Origin of the sequence: Vibrio sp. OPT46 (assembly GCF_015163535.1) — a bacterium.
Classification (GTDB): Bacteria; Pseudomonadota; Gammaproteobacteria; order Enterobacterales; family Vibrionaceae; genus Vibrio; species Vibrio alginolyticus.
On record NZ_JADDYG010000236.1, the window covers coordinates 106,235 to 108,713 of the forward strand.

Below are 2,479 nucleotides of genomic sequence, written 5' to 3' on the forward strand. Positions count from 1 at the left end.
AAAAACAATCAGCAGAGAACCGGGTTCGGTTATTTTCTATACGGGATACAATTGGCACTAGCCCCTAAAATCAGGCGCTTTGTCATCTTACCTCTACTTGCAAATATCTTGCTTGTAGGTGGTGCCATCTTCTATCTATTTTCAAACCTTAATATATGGATAGAAGGCTGGATTGGGCAGCTGCCTGAGTTTTTATCCTGGTTAACTTACATTCTTTGGCCTTTACTCGCTCTGACGATACTCGCTACCTTCTCCTATTTTTTCAGCACGCTCGCGAACTTTATCGCCGCGCCATTCAATGGCCTCTTGGCTGAAAAAGTGGAAGAGTACTTAACGGGACAAAAAGTAAATGATGATGGTTTCACTGCCGTCCTGAAAGATGTTCCTCGCGTTTTAGCTCGTGAGTGGAGAAAGCTCCTTTACATTTTACCTAAAGCAATAGGCCTATTCCTATTATTGCTCATCCCTGCCCTTGGACAAACAGTAGGCCCATTTTTATGGTTTATCTTTACCGCCTGGATGCTCGCGATTCAATATTGTGACTACCCGTTTGATAACCATAAAATCCCATTTAACGACATGCGTTACAAATTGAAACAAAAGCAAGGTAAGGCCTATGGCTTTGGGGTATTGGTGTCTGTGTTTACGACGATCCCAATTTTGAACCTCATTGTCATGCCTGTAGCAATATGTGGTGCAACCGCTATGTGGGTCGCGGAGTTTAAGCACCAACGATAGTCGATTAGAGATTAAGGAAAGGGATCAGCGCCAGCTTTTCCCTTTTCTTTTATCAAGTTCTGGGCCAACCTAATAAGATATAACTTTTTAATCCTTTTCCCTTTTTTTCATACCGCATATTCTTCTATCCATATTCACACAACGTGTAATGAAGGAACATCACTATGAGCAAAATCTACGAAGATAACTCTCTTACTATTGGTAATACACCTCTCGTTCGTCTAAACAAAGTAAGTAAAGGCAAAGTTCTCGCAAAAATTGAAGCGCGTAACCCTAGCTTCAGTGTTAAGTGCCGTATCGGTGCAAACATGATTTGGGAAGCAGAGAAAGCGGGCCTTCTTAAGCCAGGTGTAGAGCTTGTAGAACCTACCAGTGGTAACACTGGTGTTGCTCTAGCATTCGTAGCGGCTGCTCGCGGTTACAAGCTAACATTGACCATGCCTGAATCAATGAGCCTAGAACGCCGTAAGCTACTAAAAGCACTAGGCGCGAACCTTGAGCTGACTGAAGCGGCGAAAGGCATGAAAGGGGCGATTGCTAAAGCAGAAGAAATCGTAGCAAGCAACCCTGAGAAGTACCTACTTCTTCAACAATTTGACAACCCAGCGAACCCAGAAATCCACGAAAAGACTACGGGCCCTGAGATTTGGGAAGCGACAGACGGTGAAATCGACGTATTCGTTGCTGGTGTTGGTACGGGCGGTACTATTACAGGTACAAGCCGTTACATCAAAGGTGAAAAAGGCAAAGCCATCACTTCTGTTGCAGTTGAGCCAGCAGAGTCTCCGGTTATTGCACAAGCACTTGCTGGCGAAGAAATCCAACCTGCCCCGCACAAAATTCAAGGTATCGGTGCTGGTTTCATCCCTGGTAACCTCGATTTAGACATTATTGACCGTGTTGAGCAAGTTACCTCAGAAGAAGCGATTGAGATGGCTCGTCGCCTAATGGAAGAGGAAGGTATCCTAGCTGGTATCTCATCTGGCGCAGCGGTTGTTGCAGCGAACCGACTTGCGGAACTACCTGAATTTGAAGGAAAAACAATTGTAACTGTCTTGCCAAGTTCCGGTGAGCGTTACCTAAGTACAGCACTCTTTGCAGGTATCTTTACCGAAAAAGAGAACCAACAATAATATGTGTTCAAATCAATTTTTAGTTTAAAAAAGCCCCGTTTAGGGGCTTTTTTGTTGATCCCTGCCCTACCTTTGGTAATATCAGGGTGTTTTATTTCTAGCTTCAAAATAAAGAAGCAGAACACAAAAAGGTTTCAAAGTGATTACGCACGCAAACAGTTGCGTAGTTACCAAACTTTTGACTAGTATCAGAACTGACGCGCTTTGAACTCTTCCCGTGCTAGCGCACAAGATGTAAAGCAGTTAAGCTAAAATCTGGTCACAAACTAACAAAAAAATACATTTATTGGGGTATATCACATGTACGAGAAGCAAGTAGAAATCACAGCAGAAAACGGCCTTCACACTCGTCCAGCTGCACAGTTTGTTAAAGAAGCGAAAGCATTCGACGCAGACATCACTGTGACTTCTAACGGTAAAAGCGCTAGCGCTAAGAGCCTGTTCAAACTACAAACACTAGGCCTAGTAAAAGGTACTCAAGTTACTATTTCTGCTGAAGGCCCACAAGCACAGCAAGCAGTTGACCACCTAGTTGCTCTAATGGACCAACTACACTAATCCGGTCTCCTACTCCAGAAGCCATTTTGTGAAAGCAAAATGGCTTCGTT

3 protein-coding genes are annotated in these 2,479 nt (G+C 43.8%); all 3 read left to right on the forward strand.

What is annotated here, in order from left to right; all coding sequences use genetic code 11:
* The coding region (gene cysZ / locus IQR33_RS09975) for a sulfate transporter CysZ (RefSeq protein WP_193843677.1) at positions 1 to 738 on the forward strand (738 nt) is incomplete at its 5' end.
* A gap of 164 nt (positions 739 to 902) precedes the next feature.
* A complete protein-coding gene (cysK, locus tag IQR33_RS09980; protein ID WP_005382045.1) occupies positions 903 to 1,871 on the forward strand; it encodes a cysteine synthase A in 969 nt (322 codons plus the stop codon).
* 300 nt (positions 1,872 to 2,171) lie between these two features.
* Positions 2,172 to 2,429: an HPr family phosphocarrier protein gene (locus IQR33_RS09985; protein WP_005382043.1), complete on the forward strand. Its 258-nt coding sequence runs from the start codon at positions 2,172 to 2,174 to the stop codon at positions 2,427 to 2,429.
* Positions 2,430 to 2,479 lie beyond the last annotated feature (50 nt).